The 14,816-nt window shown below is 67.8% G+C and carries 12 protein-coding genes; 5 read left to right on the forward strand and 7 right to left on the reverse strand.

Annotated features, from left to right (window positions below; translation table 11 throughout):
* Positions 1-3: 3 nt before the first annotated feature.
* Complete coding sequence (locus AC1U2B_RS06650; RefSeq protein WP_480216170.1) at positions 4-1,683, reverse strand: 2-isopropylmalate synthase; 1,680 nt, start codon at positions 1,681-1,683, stop codon at positions 4-6.
* Between the two features lie 159 nt (positions 1,684-1,842).
* Here AC1U2B_RS06650 and AC1U2B_RS06655 point away from each other — a divergent pair, with 159 nt between their 5' ends.
* From AC1U2B_RS06655 to AC1U2B_RS06675, 5 genes are all read left to right on the forward strand, one after another.
* Positions 1,843-2,514, forward strand: coding sequence for a FadR/GntR family transcriptional regulator (locus tag AC1U2B_RS06655; RefSeq protein WP_480216171.1), 672 nt, complete (start codon positions 1,843-1,845; stop codon positions 2,512-2,514).
* A complete protein-coding gene (locus AC1U2B_RS06660; RefSeq protein ID WP_480216172.1) occupies positions 2,511-3,308 on the forward strand; it encodes an ABC transporter ATP-binding protein in 798 nt (265 codons plus the stop codon). The genes AC1U2B_RS06655 and AC1U2B_RS06660 overlap by 4 nt, the downstream gene beginning before the upstream one ends.
* Before the next feature lie 296 nt (positions 3,309-3,604).
* Positions 3,605-4,606: a Rieske 2Fe-2S domain-containing protein gene (locus AC1U2B_RS06665; RefSeq protein ID WP_480216173.1), complete on the forward strand. Its 1,002-nt coding sequence runs from the start codon at positions 3,605-3,607 to the stop codon at positions 4,604-4,606.
* Positions 4,603-6,003 carry a wax ester/triacylglycerol synthase domain-containing protein gene (locus tag AC1U2B_RS06670; protein WP_480216174.1) on the forward strand — a complete coding sequence of 467 codons (1,401 nt, stop codon included), beginning with the start codon at positions 4,603-4,605 and terminating at the stop codon, positions 6,001-6,003. Before AC1U2B_RS06665 ends, AC1U2B_RS06670 begins: the two co-directional genes overlap by 4 nt.
* Positions 6,004-6,009: 6 nt before the next feature.
* Positions 6,010-6,978, forward strand: coding sequence for an LLM class flavin-dependent oxidoreductase (locus AC1U2B_RS06675; RefSeq protein WP_480216175.1), 969 nt, complete (start codon positions 6,010-6,012; stop codon positions 6,976-6,978).
* On the opposite strand, the gene AC1U2B_RS06680 is transcribed toward AC1U2B_RS06675, so the two are convergent.
* Genes AC1U2B_RS06680 through AC1U2B_RS06705 form a run of 6 tightly spaced genes read right to left on the reverse strand, consistent with a single transcriptional unit; the run spans position 6,975 to position 14,691 of the window.
* On the reverse strand, positions 6,975-7,853 hold the full coding sequence (locus AC1U2B_RS06680; protein WP_480216176.1) for an oxidoreductase: 879 nt from the start codon (positions 7,851-7,853) through the stop codon (positions 6,975-6,977). The genes AC1U2B_RS06675 and AC1U2B_RS06680 overlap by 4 nt on opposite strands.
* A 27-nt stretch (positions 7,854-7,880) precedes the next feature.
* A complete protein-coding gene (gene atzF / locus AC1U2B_RS06685) occupies positions 7,881-9,557 on the reverse strand; it encodes an allophanate hydrolase (protein WP_480216177.1) in 1,677 nt (558 codons plus the stop codon).
* Positions 9,557-11,590, reverse strand: coding sequence for a 5-oxoprolinase/urea amidolyase family protein (locus AC1U2B_RS06690; RefSeq protein ID WP_480216178.1), 2,034 nt, complete (start codon positions 11,588-11,590; stop codon positions 9,557-9,559). Before AC1U2B_RS06690 ends, atzF begins: the two co-directional genes overlap by 1 nt.
* A gap of 29 nt (positions 11,591-11,619) precedes the next feature.
* Positions 11,620-12,267, reverse strand: a complete 648-nt coding sequence (locus AC1U2B_RS06695) for an urea amidolyase associated protein UAAP2 (protein WP_043398463.1) — start codon at positions 12,265-12,267, stop codon at positions 11,620-11,622.
* The gene (locus AC1U2B_RS06700) at positions 12,267-13,148 is read right to left on the reverse strand and encodes an urea amidolyase associated protein UAAP1 (protein WP_480216179.1); all 882 of its coding nucleotides are present in this window, start codon (positions 13,146-13,148) and stop codon (positions 12,267-12,269) included. Before AC1U2B_RS06700 ends, AC1U2B_RS06695 begins: the two co-directional genes overlap by 1 nt.
* A 34-nt stretch (positions 13,149-13,182) precedes the next feature.
* On the reverse strand, positions 13,183-14,691 hold the full coding sequence (locus AC1U2B_RS06705) for an amino acid permease (protein ID WP_480216180.1): 1,509 nt from the start codon (positions 14,689-14,691) through the stop codon (positions 13,183-13,185).
* Positions 14,692-14,816: the final 125 nt, after the last annotated feature.

The following is a 14,816-nucleotide window of genomic DNA, read 5'->3' on the forward strand; positions in this document are numbered from 1 at the left end:
GCGTCAATCCCTCCGCACGTTGGCCGCCCGCACCACCGCCGCCAGTGACGCGGTGAGCACTGAATCGCTGCGCCCGCAGGCCCACCCGCCGCGGTGTTCCAGGTAGGTGACCGCGGTGGCGCCGATCGACTGCTGGGTGAGACTCAGAATCTCGACCGGCCGGTCCACCTCGGCCAGCGCCTGCGTCAGCGCCTCGACCGGCCCGACACCGCGATGCGCGCTGGTGTGCGCCGTCCCGTTGACGCTCAGCGTGATCTCGGTGGTCTCGTCGCTGCTCGTGTGCCAGTCCTTGAGCTCGACAGGACCGCCGGAACCCAGATAAGTGGACTCGAACAGGTCGTACAGCTCGGTCGCGGTCACCTCGACGCCACTGCCATCGGTGTGGGCCTGCACATGCCGGGCGAAGTCGATCTGCAGCCGCCGTGGCAGGTCCAGTCCGTATCCGGTGTGCAGCAGGTAGGCGATGCCGCCCTTGCCGGACTGTGAATTGACCCGGATGACGGCGTCGTAGCTGCGTCCGATGTCGGCCGGGTCGATGGGCAGATACGGTACCCGCCACTCGATTTCGCGCTCATCACGGCTCTGGGCGGTGGCCCGGGCGCGATGTTCGGCCAGGCCTTTCTTGATCGCGTCCTGATGGGTACCCGAGAACGCGGTGTGCACCAGGTCGCCGACGTACGGATGCCGCTCGTGGACGGGCATCCGGGTGCAGTGCGACACGGTGCGAGCGATCGCGTCGATATCAGAGAAGTCGATCATCGGGTCGACGCCCTGGGCATACAGATTCAGGGCCAGGGTGGCGATATCGACATTGCCGGTGCGCTCACCGTTGCCGAAGACGCAGCCTTCCACGCGCTGTGCGCCGGCCAGGACGGCCAATTCGGCACAGGCCACCCCGGTTCCCCGGTCGTTGTGCGGGTGCACCGACAGGATCACCGCGTCGCGGCGGGCCAGGTTCTTGTGCATGTATTCGATCTGATCGGCGTACACATTCGGCGTCGCCACCTCCACGGTGGCAGGCAGATTCAGGATCACCGGGCGGTCCTCGGTGGCGTCCCACAGCTGTGTCACGGCGTCGCAGATCTCCAGCACATAGTCGGGTTCGGTGAGGTTGAACACCTCCGGCGAGAACTGGAACCGGATGTTCGGCAGGTCGTCGGTCAACGTCAGCACGTCGAGCGCGCCGTGCAGGATCAGATTGCGCAACTCGTCACGGTCCTTGCCCAGCACCGTATTTCGCCACGTGGGCGCGGTTGCGGTGTACATGTGGATGACAACGTCGTTGCGCAGGCCCCGCACCGACTCGACGGTGCGCTCGATCAGGTCGCGGCGGGCCGGGGTGAACACCGCGATGGTGACATCGGCTGGCGCGATATCGGTTTCAGCCAGCAGCCGGACGAAGTCGAAGTCGGTCTGTGAGGCAGACGGGTAGCCGACCTCGATCTCCTTGTAGCCAATGGCCACCAGCTGCTCGAAGAACTGGCGCTTGCGGTCCGGGTCCATCGGCTCGGCCAGGGCCTGGTTGCCGTCACGCAGGTCGACAGGCACCCAGAGCGGTGCGGTGGTGATGCGGTTGCTCGGCCAATCTCGTTGGACGGCAGGAATATTCACGCGGTTGAAGACATCGGTATAGCGGTGCCACGGCATGCGTGACGGTTGTTGACGGTTCCAGGAAGTGCGCATCAGTGGTCTGCTTTCGGTCAAGTGAGGAAGTGACCGGTCGCGACAGAGCCCCACGGCAGGGGGCCGGTCGTTTCAGACCCCGCCGCGGCAACCAAGCAGAAGTACGCGCGTCATGATGGGTAGACTATACACAACTCCTCAGACAAGTAGAGAGGTCGCATGGTCGCGCAAGTATCGCGCCAACCCCTGGCAGCACAAGCCGCACAGCTGCTACTGACGCGCATCAAAGACGGTGAATGGCCACTGGGACAACGCCTTCCGGGTGAAACGACCCTGGCCGTCCAGCTCGGCGTGGGCCGCTCCACCCTGCGCGAAGCCATCCGGGAATTGGCCGGCAAGGGCGTCCTGGACAGCCGTCAGGGCGCCGGCGTCTTCGTCACCGCTCTCGATGTCCCCGACGATTGGGACACCGTGCTGCGCAGCGCGAACATCGCCTCGGTGATCGAAGCCCGCATCGCCATCGAGGCCGAGGGCGCGGCCCTGGCCGCGACTCGCCGGACCCCGGCCGACCTGCGCACCATTCGGCGCACCCTGGCCGCCCGCGGCGTCACTGGTCAGTCGGTACCCGAACACGTGGACGCCGACATGGCATTTCACCGGGCAGTCATCGCCGCGGCCCACAACGACGTGCTGACCCAACTGTTCGACGCATTCCTCCCCCGACTGCGGCTCGCCATGATCGACATGCTCAAGATCCGCCCGATCACCTCAGAGCCGTGCGATCACGCCCTACATCAGCAGCTCGCCGACGCCATCGCCGCGCGCGATCCCGACGCCGCGGCCGCCACCAGCCGCACCCACCTGAGCACCCTGAAGGAAGCATTCTCATGACACCCGTGCTGGAACTCGACAACGTGACGTTCCGCCGCGAAGGCAAGCAGATCATCGACGGCATCTCGCTGACAGTGCGGGAAGGCGAACACTGGGCGCTACTCGGCCCCAACGGCGCAGGCAAGAGCACGCTGCTCGGGTTCTGCGGCGCGGTGACGTTCCCGACGTCGGGCACGGTGCGCGTGCTGGGCGCGCAGATGGGCCGCACCGACCTGGCACCGCTGCGGCGGTCCATCGGCCACGTCAACCCCCGGCACCGGTTGCAGTACCCACTCACGGTGCGTGAGGTGGTGCTCACCGGCGTCACCGGCACCATCGACATTGCGGCCCGCTGGACGCCCACTGCCGAAGACATCGCCCGCGCCGACGAGTTGATCGGCACCGTGGGGCTGACCCACCGCGCCGATGCGGTGTGGCCGACGCTGTCGCAGGGCGAGCGAGGCAGAACCCTCATCGCCCGCGCGCTGATCGCCGAGCCACGACTGCTGCTGCTCGACGAACCGACCACCGGCCTGGACGTGGCCGCGCGTGAACAGCTGCTGGAAACCCTTGACGCGCTGGAGCATTCACACCCCGAGATGGCCTCGATCCTCGTGACACATCACCTCGAGGAACTGCCGACGTCCACGTCCCACGCCCTGCTGATCTCCGGCGGCCGCACCGTCGCCGCGGGTCCGTCGGTCGCGACCGTGACGACCGATCATGTTACGGAGGCCTTTTCGCATCCGGTCGAGGTCGGCTACGACCACGGCCGCTGGTCCGCCCGGGCAAAGGCCGGCCGGATCACCGCCTAACACAATAGCCGGACCCTGTCCGGTTATTGGCAGTATTACTGCCCAGTATCTCGCCCTCAGTCGTTAATTTACGTGCGCGACAGAGTCTTTCGGTTCACTTGCGACAGTTGTTCGACTAGTGGTCTACTGCGAACTAGAACATGTTCTATTAGCTACCCACAACGACGTGGACGCGGGAACGTAGTCGGGGACATCTACGGACACGTGCGGGGTTGCCGCATGTCTTTCGCCCGGCGCCGTCGCCGCGTCAGCTGTTTCGGATTCGACTTCACCGCGCGGACAGCGAAAGGGCATCGATGACCTCAACGACGGAAGCGACCAGCCTCGGCCGGGCCGGCGACGCCTTCCCGCCCTACCCCTACAGCTGGTACGCGGTGGCTTTCGCGCACGAGCTCAGGCCAGGAAAGGTGCTGACGCGGCGCTTTCTCGACGGCGAGATCATCGTCTTTCAGACCGCCTCCGGCGAGTTGTCCGCCGCAGAGCCCTACTGCCCGCATCTGGGCGCGCACATCGGAAAACGCGGCTGGGTCGACGGCGAGGCCGTGGTCTGCCCGTTCCACGAGTTCAGGTTCGCTCCGTCGGGCACGTGCATCTCGACGCCCACCGGGGAGCCGCCGCGTGGCGCGGCGCTCAAGACGCTGCCCGTCCGCAATCACCTGGGCATGATCATGGTCTACCACGGTCCACCGGGACAGCAGCCCGCATTTGAGCTCGACCTACCCGCGGCCGATGCGGGCTGGCACCCGATCGCGACCAAGAAGCTGCATTTCAAGACCCATCCGCAGGAAGTCAACGAAAACGGTTTGGACCATGCGCATTTCGCGACCATCCACAAGTTCCGCGACTTCGTCGTCCCCAAGCCGATGGAGATCGACGGCCCCCGCATCTACACCGAATACGGTGGCACCAAACCCATTCCGGTGATCGGTGGCGTCAGCTTCCACTTCAAATCAGTTCTGGTCGGCCTTGGCTTCTCCCTGGTGGAGATCGCCATTCAGGGCGGGCTGACGGTCCGCCAGATGGTGCTGCCCACGCCGGTCGCCGAGCGCAACGTCGACATCTACATCGGCATCGCCGCCAAAAGGCATGTGCGGAACCGGTTCTTGGGTGCCCTGCTGGCGCCGGTCGAACGCCTGGCGGGCTGGATCGTGCTACAGGTCGTCGGGTATGAGGTGCAGCGGGACCAGCTCATCTGGGACGACAAGGTGTATCTCGAGCATCCCAAGCTGACACCGGGCGACGGGCCGATCGGCAAGTACCGCCACTGGGTTCGGCAGTTCTACACCCCGGCGGCATGAGCCCCGCGATGCCCCGCGCCGAGCGGGTCAGCGGAATGGACGCCTGGCAGCTCTACCAGGAGACCGGGCTGCAGGTCGGCAATGGCATGTCGCTGATCCTCGTCGACCGCAGTTCGGTGATCGGCAACCTCCGCGACTACGTGGTGTCGGCCCTGCACAACCGCATGCACCTGATGCCGGCCTACCGCAAGGTGCTCTACGACCCGTGGTTCAACCTGGACCGGCCCATGCTGGTGGCACGGCCGCAGATCGACGTCTCGGCCCACGTCACAGCGCTGCCGATGCCCGAACCGGGTGGCGCGGTCGGGGCCGCCAAAGCACTGGCCGAGGTCCGCGCCAGGCATCTGGATCGCCGGGAACCCCTGTGGCACATGTACGTTCTGGAGGACGACAACACCGAGCACGCGTACCTGATCTCGGTGGTCCACCATCTCTTGGTCGACGGCGACTCGGCGATCGAGGTCACCGGCTGCCTGATGACCCCGGGGGATCTGAGCGGCCGGCCCGCCAAGGCCGTTCCCGAGTCGTCGACGTTTCCAGCACGGCCGACGACGATCGTGCGCGATGCCGTTGCGCGCAAAGCTCAACGCCTGCGCCGACTCCCCCGACTGGTGGCGACCTCGGCGCGGGTCATGCGCGACAAGTGGGCCGCCCGCCACCTCGACGTGAAAGCGCCCAAGACAGCGCTGAATTGCTCGCTGTCGGGTGCGTCGAGCGCCGCCGTGGCCGTGCTGCCGCTCGAGGACCTACAGACGGTGGCCCAGCGGTATTCGGTCACCATCAACCACATTCTGCTCAGCTGCGTCGGATCGGCTTTGGACAATGTGCTGCGCCGGCAGGGTCAGCGTCCGCAGCAGCCGTTGGTCGCGGCCGTGCCCTACGCGATGCGCACGGCCGACACCTCCGACTACGTCACCGATGGCGTCGGCACCACGACAGTGCTGCGGGTCAACCTGAACACGACGGTGACGGATCCGGTGCGACGCCTACTCGCCGTCGCCGAACACGCCAGAGCGGTCAAGGCGGTCCAGGAACAGCGCGGCGTCAACCTGTTTCGGCAGTGGAACGAATACGCGCCCGGCCGCGCCGTCAACCTGCTGTTCCGGGCCATCGAGCGTTTCGGTCTGGCCGAACGGATTTCGTGGCCCTGCAATGTCATCGTGTCCAACGCCAGCGGCATCGCGGTCGACGATCCGGTATTCCTCAACCTGCCGGCGCTGCGCTTCCATCCGGCGGGGCCGCTCTACCACGGCATGGGCCCCAGCGTCATCGCCATGTCCTGGAACCAGAATCTGTGTCTGTCGGTGACGGCGGACTCCCGGCACGTCGCCGACGCCGCTGCCATCACCGCCGGGATCGAGTCCGAGTTCGCGACCCTGTTGGCCTCGGCGAGTTAGGGTTTCGTGTTCACCCTGCGGTTCGACATGCGGGCCCCGGCCGGTGGCGCGCCGGCGTCGTCGCTGTATCCTGCCGCGCTCGACATGGCCGAGTGGGCCGAATCTCGAGGCCTGATCCTGCTGGTGGTGTCCGAGCATCATGCCGCCGAAGACGGCTACCTGCCGAGCCCGTTGCCGATGGCCGCCGCGCTCGCCGCCCGCACCACCTCGGTACCCATCGCGGTGAGCGCCCTCATCCTGCCGCTGTACAACCCGGTGCGATTGGCCGAGGACATCGCGGTGCTGGACCACCTCAGCGGCGGACGGATTTCGTACACACTGGGAGTGGGCTACCGGCCCGAGGAGTTCGAATCGCTCGGAGTGGACTATCACCGCCGCGGAGAACTGGCCGAGCACCACCTGACCGTGTTACTGAAAGCCCTTGACGGAGAACGCTTCTTCGACAGCGAGCGGGGTGTCCTGGTCCGTCCGGCACCAGAACGCAAGGTGCGCCTGTCCTACGGCGGCGGTACCCCACGAGCCGCGCGGCGCGCAGCCCGGTACGGGCTGGGGTTCAACGCCCAGAACAATCTGCCGGAGCTGGCGGAGGCGTACCACGACGAGTGCACCAGGCAGGGCCGCGTACCCGGCCGGATGCAACAGCCGCGGCCCGGGTTCCCGACGACGGTCTTCGTGGCCGACGACGTGGACCGAGCCTGGAATGAGATCGGGCCGTACCTGCTCCACGATGCGATGACGTACGCCGACGGCCATCACGATCCCCACATCGTCAGCCTGTCCACCGCGCAAACCATCGACGCGCTGCGTGCCGAAAACGGCAGCCACCGAATCTATTCGGTCGAGCAGGCGATCGAGGCCATCGCCCGGGACGGCGTCCTGTCGCTGCACCCGCTCTGCGGTGGCCTACCGCCGGACCTCGCCTGGCCATACCTGCACCGCGTCGTGGACGAGGTCATGCCCGCCGTGCCGCGCTAAAACCGCACGCCGGTCAGGGATTCCGCGGATTCCCACAGCCGGCCCGCAACGAGCGGGTCGCGCGCGACAGCAGCCAGGTCGACCTTGACCGGCGCGCCCGTGGTCTGCAGACGGCCACTGGGCCCGTAGCAGTCACCGGCAGCGGCGGCCGCGTCAGTTGCCGCCCGCAAAATCGGCAGAGCCCCGGCGTCGGCGTCCTGGACGAACCACGACGTCGAGAACCGCAGCCGCGGGTGATACGCCAACTTCTGCCAGCCCTGGTCGCGCAGAATCCCGGTACGCGCACTGCCGGGGTGCGCCGCCAGACACATGGCCTGGTGTCGCCGGTTGAACTCGGACATGAACAGCAACTGTGCCAATTTCGAATTGGCGTAGGCCTTCGCGCTGCGGAACTTTCTGCGGCTCTGCAGATCCTCGAAATCGATCACACCACGGCGGTGGGTCAGACTGGTCACCATCACGATGCGGTCTGCTCGGTCATGCAACAGTCCCGTGAGAGCGAAGTGACCGAGGAAGTTCACCCCGAAATCGCCCTCGAAACCGTCCTTGGTCTCGGTGCGCACGGGATGCATGACGCCGGCGTTGTTGATCAGCAGGTCGATTCGGCGGTGCCGCTGAAGGAGGCTTTCGGCGCAGCGCCGCACCGACGCCAGGTCTGCCAGGTCCAGTTCAACGAATTCGGTTGTCGCGCCGGGCAGTGCGGCCTGTATTTCGCGGGCCGCGTCAGCGTTGCGACACGCCAGCACCACCGTCGCGCCGAGCCCTGCCAGGCCTTTGGCGATCTCCACGCCGATACCGCTGTTCGCCCCGGTGACCACCGCGACGCGCCCGTCCTGACGGCTCGCGTCCGCCAGGGTCCAAGGTGCGCTCGTCATATTCGTTGCAGCGTAGCTGCCGCTACGTCACTGCGTCGCGAACTCCCGGGACTGCAGATAGGCCCGCCAGCCGCCGAACTCGGAGATGTCCGGCGCCGCGATGGCCCCCTCGTCTGCACACACGAACCCGGTCTCCCAGGACCCGTCGTCGAGCTCGATCGCCGCCAGTCCCATCGGTGTCGGCAGGGCGACCAGGAACTTCCCGAGCGCCGCGGGAGAGAGCGACCAGCGCTCCACCTCAAAGGCCTGCCCACCGTTGGCCAGCCGCAACAGAGCGGGCTTGCCCGACGGCAGCGCCGTCATCCGATAGCTTTCGGCAGTACGTGCCGGCCCGTCCCACCGCGCCCCGAGATCGTGGAGCTGACCAGCCAGCGGCTGGTCCCGCAGATGCGCGCCGGCCACGACCAGCGTCACCGCACCGGCTCCCGCCCGCTCGGGCCAGGATGCCGCCGCACCGCGTTCGGCGCCGCTCAGCCTGGCCGCGATGTCGGCCACCACGGCGTCATCGAACGACCGGCCCAGCACCGTCACCCCGAATTGCGCTGTGGTGCCGTCGGATTCGACGACCTCGCCGGCCGGAACCGCGACCCCGCACATGTCGAACAGATTGCAGAAATTCGTGTACGTGCCGATCCTCGCGTTGACCGCGACCGGGTCGGCCGCCACCTCGGCGAGCGTCGGCTGCAGCGGCGCGGTGGGGACCAACAGCGCGTCACACTCCCCCAATGCCCGGAATGCCCGGTCCCGCAGGCGATCCAACTCGCGACGGTCGCGCAGCAGCGCGGTCGCGGTGTGGGCACTGCCCGCGCTGATGATGGCCGCGACCGTCGGATCCAGCCCGGCGTCGTCGCCGGCAGTGGCGATGAAGTCCCCCACCGCTTCGGTGCGTTCGGCGACGAGTGAGCCGTCGTACAGCAACCGGGCGGCGGCCAGGAAGTCGGTCAGATCGATGGGCACGATCCGCATGCCCGCGGCGCGCGCGGCATCGACCGCCCGCTGGAACGCGACATCCCAGCCGGGAGCCATCGCCGGTAGTTCGGCGGGTACCGCCAGCATCGGGTCGGCAGGGGCAGCGAAGCGGGTCGAGGTGGGCCATGGCCGCTGCGTGGTGGACGCCATCACGGCCATGGCGTCCTCCGCGGTCGCCAGGTCGCGCGCCAGGATCGTCACGCAGTCGTAGCTCGGGCAGGCCGGAACGACGCCGGCGGTCGACACCACACCAATCGTGCCCTTGATCCCGACGAGGCCCTGATACCCGGCAGGCACTCGGCCGGATCCCGCGGTATCCGTGCCGATTCCGAGGTCGGCGGCACCGATGGCCACCGCGACCGCCGAACCCGACGACGAGCCACCCGAAATCCTGTCTGGCCGCCGCGCGTCGCGCACCGCACCGTAGGGGCTTCGGGTGCCGACGAGCCCGGTCGCGAACTGGTCCAGATTGGTCTTGCCGATCACCACCGCGCCGGCTGCGCGCAGTGCCGCCACCACGGGCGCGTCGGTGTCCGGGGTGTACGCGTAGCCCGGGCACGCCGCGGTGGTCGGCAGGCCCGCGACGTCGACATTGTCCTTGACCGCCAGCAGCTGACCGGCCAGCGGGCCTCGCGCCTGCGAAACTTCCTGGCGCACCGTGTCCTCGTCGCGCACGGTGATGAAGGCTTCCGGCCGCTGCGCGATGGCCGCGAATGCGGCGCTGATCCGATCCATCAGGCGACTTCCTGTCCTGTTGTGGCGCAAGGTTTCTTGCGTGCGCCGATTTCGCCGCTGGCCTCCCAGCGGGCCCGCTCCTCGTTGCGGGCCATGGTCATCCGCTGTCGCACAGCGGCGATGTCGTCGGCCTCCCGCGATAGGAAGCTCAAATAGTCGGCGATCCGGAACTCACCGTCGGTGATGTCGACCGTGCCGCGGCCGGCGGCGACGTCGGCGCGCAGGTCGGTCAGTTCCTCGGAGGACACCGGGTACCACGACACCTGGTCGAAGAACCGCAGCAGCCACGGTTGTTCGGGTTCGAAACCCGGTGCGGACAGCGGGAATCGGTGGTTCCACACCTGCGTGGTGCGGCCCATCAGCTGGTAGCCGCCGGGGCCTTCCATGCCGTAGATGCAGAGATAGGCACCGCCGATCCCGACCGCGTTCTCGGGGGTCCAGGTGCGGGCCGGGTTGTACTTGGTGGTGACCACCCGGTGCCGGGGATCGACCGGGGTGGCGACCGGGGCACCCAGGTAGACATCCCCCAGGCCGAGCACGAGATAGCTCGCCGCGTGGACGATGTCGAACACCTCCTGCTGGGATTCCAGGCCATTCATCCGGCGGATGAACTCGATGTTGCTCGGGCACCATGGGGCGTCGTCGCGCACACCGTTGCGGTACCGGTCGATGGCCAGCCGGACGGTCGGGTCGTCCCAGCTCAACGGCAGCCGTACCGATCGGCTCGGCAGCACCAACCGGTCGACGGGTCCGAGTGCGGACTCGATATCGAGGACGAACGCCGTCATCGCCTGGTGATCGGTGAGCGCGGCGTCGAATTTGACCTGCAGCGAACGGATTCCGGGTGTGAGGTCGATGATCCCGCGGGGCCGGTGTGCCTCGATGGCGGTGTGCAGGGCGTGCACCCGCGCCCGCAGCACCAGATCCAGCGTCATCGTGCCGTATTCGACCAGGAGGTTGTCATCACCGCTGCGGCGCAAGGTCATCGAGGTCGTGCCGTCGCCCGTGACGCCCCGGTGCAACACGCCGTCATCGCCATCGCCGCGCGGGCTGCGCACCACCGGTGACGCCGCTCGCCGCGAGGTGCCCAACGCTGCCAGGGGTGCGGCGGCACTGGCCCGCACCGGAACGAAGCGCACCCGGTCGCCGGGGGTGAGCTGCCCGAGCTTCCACCGGTCCGCGGACGCCACCGTCACCGGGCAGACGAAGCCGCCCAGGCTGGGTCCGTCCGGGCCGAGCAGGATCGGGGTATCGCCGGTGAAGTCCAGGGCGCCAACCGAATACGGGGTGTCGTGGATGTTGGACGGGTGCAGCCCGGCCTCACCGCCGTCGGGCCGGGCCCACTGCGGCTTCGGCCCGACCAGGCGGACCCCCGTGCGGTCCAGGTTGTGGTCCACCAGATACGTGGCTTCGTAGAGGGTTTCGATGTCGGCGCGGGTGAAGAACTCGGGCGCACCGTGCGGACCTTCGGTGACCGCGAGGCGCCATTCGTGGCCGATCGACGGGATCTCCTCGTCGGTGAGTCGGCGTGGACGGCCCACCGCGGCGCCCAGATCGAGCCGGTCACCGGCTGCCAAGGCCCGGCCGCCTGCGCCGAATCGGCCGAGCGTGAACGTCGAGCGCGAGCCGAGATATGCCTCGGCCTCGATGCCGCCGGCCACCGCGATGTAGATGCGCATCCCGACGCCCTGCACCGCGCCGATCTCGAGAACACCGCCCTCCGGAACAGCGATGGGCGCCCACTGCCGCGCCGGCACCCCGTCGAGCGTGACCGATACCGGGGCACCGGTGACGCAGACGACGGTCGCCTCATCGAATCCCAGGGTGGGACCGGCCATCGTCGCCTCCAGGCCAGGGGCGCCCTCGGCATTACCGACCGCGAGATTGGCCAGCCGCAGTGACAGGTCATCCATCGGCCCTGACGGCGGTACGCCCACCTGCCAGTAGCCGATGCGGCCCGGCCAGTCCTGGACGGTGGTGCTCGGCCCGGGCCGCAGCACGGTGAGGGTCGGGGTATTCGTCGGCAGCGCCATGCGCGTATTCCTTTACGTCCGAACGTCGATCAGAGCGGGCGGGTGACGATCATCCGCACCGGCGTGGGATCGAATCCGTTGCACGGGTTGTTGATCTGCGGGCAGTTGGACACCAGCACGAGGACGTCGGTGTCGGCGCGCAGCGCCACCCGCAGTCCCGGCGCCGATAACCCGTCGACGATGCCGAGGGTGCCGTCGGCCTCCACCGGCACGTTCATGAAGAAGTTGAGATTCGGTGCCAGATCACGCTTTCCGAGGCCGTACCGGGCGCCTTCGATGAGGAAGTTCTCGACGCAGGCGTGCTGGTGCCGGGTGTGGTGGCCGTAGCGCAGCGTGTTGGATTCCTGCGAGCAGGCGCCGCCGACGGTGTCGTGATTGCCCACCTCGTCGGCCACGACGGTCATCAGTGCCGCACCGTCGCTGTCCCGCAACACTGTTCCGGTGCTGACGAACAGCGACCGCTGCGCCGTGATGGTGGTCTGTGCGCTGTAGCGCCGGGACGTGTCGTGGGCGCCGTAGATCAGCGTGTCGACGGCTTGATTGCCGTGCAGGTCGACGATGGTCAGCACATCACCTTCCGCGATGATCGCCGACCAGGGGCCGCGGGCCTCGACGATCTCGTCGAGGATGGTCGTGCCGGCCACCAGCGCGGGGACCGAGTCGATGACAGTGCTCATTAGCTGGCTCCTCCGGTGAGATGCAATGCGGTCCAGACGTCTTCGGTGTTGCGATGTGCGCGTTCGTATTCGGGCCCGATGGTGTCGGTGCGAGCGGCCAACGCGGCGAGGTCGTCGGGCGCCGACCAGGCCAGCACCTCCAGATCGGAGGTGCTGAAACTCGGCTCCGGGTCGAGCGGGTGCGCGGTGTTGGCGATCGCCACGATCACCGGCAGGTGCACGATCAGTTCGACTGCCGTGCCAGGCCCCGCCGAGCCCGTCGACACCAATTGGCCCGCATCGTCGGCACGGGCGCCATGGAAGAACGACACGCCGGGGCCGACGTCACGCGGGCCCAGGCCGTGCTTGAGCGCGGCGAGCACCAGCAGCTCCCGGCCGGCCGGGCTGTCCGAGTGCGCGGTGCCGGCCCCGTAGCGGGCTTCGTTCTGCGCCCGGGTTGTGGTGCCGCACAGCGCATCGTGGTGACCGGAGGTGTCAGCGACGATGGTCGCCAATACCCGTCCCTGATCATCGAGCAGCGGATGTCCGGTGGCGAGGTACGCCTGCCACGGCACCTTGACGGTGTCGGCGGTGTTGAGCCGCTCCCAGGGGGCGTCGGCGCGCCAGAGCAGCAGGTGCGCACACGCACGGCCCTCGATATCGGTGAGCCGCAACCGGGTTCCGCGGTCCAGCACCTTGCTGGTGTAGCGGCCACCTGGCACCGTCTCTGCCCAGGTCAGGCGGTCGGCTTCGACGCCGGCGGGCGGTGTCGGCCACAGCGATGCGGGTACGACGGGCATGGCCGCCGTGTGTGCGCCGGCCTGTGCGCGGGCGTGCGCGCGGGCGGCGGCGGTGGTCGATGTGGTGGTCGATGTGGTGGTCGATGTGGTGGAGAGACTCACGAGAATCCTTTCGGCAGTGGCTGATTGGCGGAGATCAGAGTGTTCCGACGGGGTTCGGATGGATCCGGCGGTACGGGAAGCACAGGGCACCGAGCGCAACAATCGCGACGATGGTGAAGGGCCCGGCCCAAACCAGCAGCGGCATCGTGCCCGTCGGGTCGTAGATTTCCGGCCGTGGCCAGGCCAGGTTGATCACCATCGCCACGCCATAGGCCACCGCGAAGATGTTGACCGGCAGACCCCAGCGTCCCATCGAGAACAGCGGCCGACCGCCGGCGTCGGTAGCCGATGCGTCCCAACGCATTCCCCGCAGCCGGTGGGCCAGCAGCGGTGCGGTCACCAGCAGGTAGGCGATGTAGATCGCGATGATGCAGACGCTGGCGAGCGTGGCGAAGATCGCGGAGTTGCCGACGTTCACCAAGAGCACACCGACACACGCGACACCGACCACGATCGCCGGCGGAATGGGCGTCCCGGTTGCCGGATTGACGCGGGACAGGAGCGACGAGAACGGCAGCCGCTGATCGCGCGCCATCGAGAACATCAGGCGGGTGGCGGCGGTCTGAATTGCCAAGGTGCAGATGAAGATCGCGATGGCCACGTCGACGAGGAGCAGCGTCCCCCACGGCGACGACAGCACCGCGCCCAGCACGTAGGGCAGGCCCTCGGTCGCGAGGCGACCGTCGGTCAGGCTCGGTGCCGCCATCAGTGCGCCGATGATCATCAGGCCGCCGCCGAGCGCCGACACCGTCAGTGCCGACCGGATGGTGCGCGGCGCCACGCGGCGCGCGTCCCGCGTCTCCTCCGCCAGCTCGCCGGCCGAACCGAAGCCGACCATCACGTAGGCGGCCATCAGCCCGGAGGCGATCCAGGCCCAGCCATAGCCCGGACCCGTTGCGCCGGTGTCGAACACGACCTGCGGACCACGCTGGGCATGGGTGAAGAACACTCCGACGACCGCGATGACTCCGACGATCTCGCAGCACACGCCGATCGTCGCGACCCGCGACATCCAGCGCACCCCGATGCAGTTGATCGTGGTGGTGACCAGCAGCAGCGCCGTACCCAGCAGCACCGCGTTGGCCGCCCCGTCCGGCGAGGTGAGGGCGGTGTCGGTGCCGATGATCTGGAATCCCGACCACACCGCCGGCAGCACCACCTGCAGCGCGATGGCCGCAGCGGACGCCGTGATGATCTGGGCCAGAATCATGAACCAGCCACCGAACCAGCCGACGACTTCGCCGCCGAGGCGGCGGGCCCACTGATAGATGGCCCCCGAGATCGGGTAGCGGGCGGCCAGTTCGGCGAAGCACAGGGCCACGGCGAACTGCCCGATGAACACCGCCGGCCAGGTCCAGAAGAACGCCGGACCGCCGAAACTGAAGCCGAGACCGAATAATTGGAAGATCGTGGTCAGGATCGACACGAACGAGAAACCGGCCGCAAACGAGGCGAACTTGCCCAGCGAGCGATGCAGCTGTTGGTCGTAGCCGAACTCGGCGAGATCGTCATGATCTGCCGGCGACGTGTTGGTCAATGTCATCCGATCTCGATTCCACAGAGGTCAATACCTGTCAACTGACAGAATTAGGGGTGCCCATGACACGGATGGGTCACCGAAGTTTCCGATGTGGGTCGCGGTGTAACAGTTGGGTTTCACGGGAGCCG

It is taken from the genome of Mycolicibacterium sp. P4_G11 (genome assembly GCF_056555145.1).